Genomic DNA, 2,318 nt, shown 5'->3' with positions numbered 1-2,318 from the left:
GTCAATTCCATCCCCAAGCCAAAGAATTTTTTCAGCATTCAAATGTTCTTTAAGTTTATTTTCAATGTCCTCTTTGCTCATGTGAGGATTGCGTCCTTCAGATAAAAGGCACATTTCAGTAGTCAAAACTGTTCCTTGACCGTCAACATGGAATGAACCTCCTTCAAGAACAAAATCATCTGTCCGATAAGAGTCAACACGTTCTAATTCACAAACTTTTTGTGCCACTAGATCATCTTGATCCCAAGGAAAATATAGACCATCAACAAGTCCACCCCAAGCGTTAAAAGTCCAGTCATTTGCTCGAAGTTCGCCCTTATCATTAATTACAAAACTTGGCCCACAGTCACGAACCCAAGAGTCGTTGTTAGAAACTTCAAGCACACGCACATCAGCGGGTAATTGATAACGAGCATTTTGATATTGGGATTGTGAAACTAACATTGTTACTGGTGTAAATCTACTAATTGCTTTAGCAACATTAGTAAAGGCAATCTGAACAGGTTTTGCTCCATCACGCCAGTTATCTGGACGTTCGGGCCAGATCATAAAAATTTGATCTTGAGCTTCAAATTCACCAGGCATCCGAAAACCATCTTCTTTTGGTGTTGTACCAATAATACGTTTTGCCATTTTTTCTCTCCTATTTTTTTATTTTTTTAAATTTAATAATTAATCGCAAATTGTAAAATGAAGTTAGCCACCTTGAGTCAAGCAAAAAACATCTGAATCTCTTATACTAGAAGTTCGACCAAATAGTATAAAAAGGAAATTCAGATGCAAGACTATTCTATCACAAGCCAGAGCAAAGGGAAACACCTGACCAATCAAGACCGTTTAAACATTGAACGTTGGCACAATAAAGAAGGACTGAGCAACCGTGAGATTGCGCGCTTATTGAATAAAGCTCATGGGACGATTGACAGAGAGATGAAGCGAGGGGAAATCCAGCTCAAGCGGAAGGTAAAATACTCTGCTAAAAAGGCTCAAGAAAATTATGAAGGATTGAGGGCTCACAGTGTTCGTCCGAGTAAACTCACGACTGAGATTGATTGTTATGTGAGTACACGTCTTAAAGAAGACAAGGACTCTTTGGAAGTCATTCATCAGGCTCTAAAAGGAGTTTCTCTGAGCAGCCTCTACAATTGGGTCAACTGGGGCTGGTTAGAAGCCAAGCGTCATCATCTTTTCTATCCGCAGTATAAGGCGGCAAAGAAAATCAAACCTCGTGCGCCAAAGCATCCTTTTGGCAAGTCTATTGAAGAACGGCCTGAGTTCATTAACAATCGCTTAGAAGTGGGGCATTACGAGATTGACACGGTCATTCTTACGAGAGCTAAGAACAAGGTGCTTTTGACGCTCACAGAGCGAAAATACCGCACGGAGATCATTCGCTTGATTGATGGGAAAACAGCACAGGCGGTCAATGATGAGCTGGTGGAACTTCAAAAAAGTTATGACTTCAAATCCATTACCCCTGACAATGGCCATGAATTTGCAAGGCTCTCTGAGGACGTAAGCTGTCCAGTTTACTATGCACACGCCTACGCGAGCTTTGAGCGAGGGACGAATGAAAACCATAACCGAATGATTCGTAGGCATCTGCCAAAAGGCACAACAAAGACGACCCCTGAAGAAGTCGCCGCTATCGAGTATTGGATGAACCATTATCCAAGAAAAATGTTCAACTATAAGAGTTCATATGAGATGAGCTTGGCTGGCTAACTTGGACTTGCAATTTGCGTAAAAAATTAAATGATCGCTAATAAGGGATATAAGTTATAAAATAATAAATATAGCATGAGAAATTAAATAGATTTCTTGTGTTTGGATAAGCAATATTAAAGGAGCGTGTGGTATAATTGACACAGGGCTTTCTTGTAAGCCTATCTATTTTCTAAAAGGAGGAAAAGATATGCGTCGTTGGATTATTCATCTTGTTATGACTGTCATCGGAGCATCGCTAGGTGTTGCTGTTGTACCATCAATTTTAAAGGTATTTGGTTGGGACACAGGGATTTTGCAGAACGAAGCTGTTGACGGTGTGATTGGTGCAATTATTTTTATTATTCTTTCATTTATATTTGCCGGTTCAATGCTTAATGGGTTGAAAAAAATAGATTCTAGAATTTCCAAAATGAATATGTCAAAAATGGTCTTCAATATTATTGGGATTGTTCTTGGTCTTCTCGTTGGGGTTATTGGAAGTATTCCATTAAGATTTTTAAATGTTCCTATTTTAAGTAATATCATTTCATTCATACTTGTTTTGGTGATGATTTATTTGGGATATGTTTTGTTTGATCGACGAGGAGACG

At 39.0% G+C, this 2,318-nt stretch carries 3 protein-coding genes; 2 read left to right on the top strand and 1 reads right to left on the bottom strand.

Annotated features, from left to right (window positions below; genetic code table 11):
• Positions 1-633: agmatine deiminase family protein (locus tag AB0M39_RS41845; protein WP_365374398.1), on the bottom strand; the 633-nt coding region annotated here is incomplete at its 3' end.
• Between the two features lie 144 nt (positions 634-777).
• Between AB0M39_RS41845 and AB0M39_RS41840 the strand changes: the two genes are divergently transcribed.
• Together AB0M39_RS41840 and AB0M39_RS41835 are read left to right on the top strand one after the other, a co-directional pair.
• Positions 778-1,725: an IS30 family transposase gene (locus AB0M39_RS41840; protein ID WP_351004109.1), complete on the top strand. Its 948-nt coding sequence runs from the start codon at positions 778-780 to the stop codon at positions 1,723-1,725.
• A 190-nt stretch (positions 1,726-1,915) separates the two neighbouring features.
• On the top strand, positions 1,916-2,318 hold a 403-nt coding region (locus AB0M39_RS41835; protein WP_365374395.1), incomplete at its 3' end, for a hypothetical protein.

Source organism: Streptomyces sp. NPDC051907, assembly GCF_040681075.1.
Classification (GTDB): Bacteria; Actinomycetota; Actinomycetes; order Streptomycetales; family Streptomycetaceae; genus Streptomyces.
The sequence above is the reverse complement of the archived record's forward strand: the minus strand, read 5'-3'. Positions and strand labels throughout refer to the sequence as shown.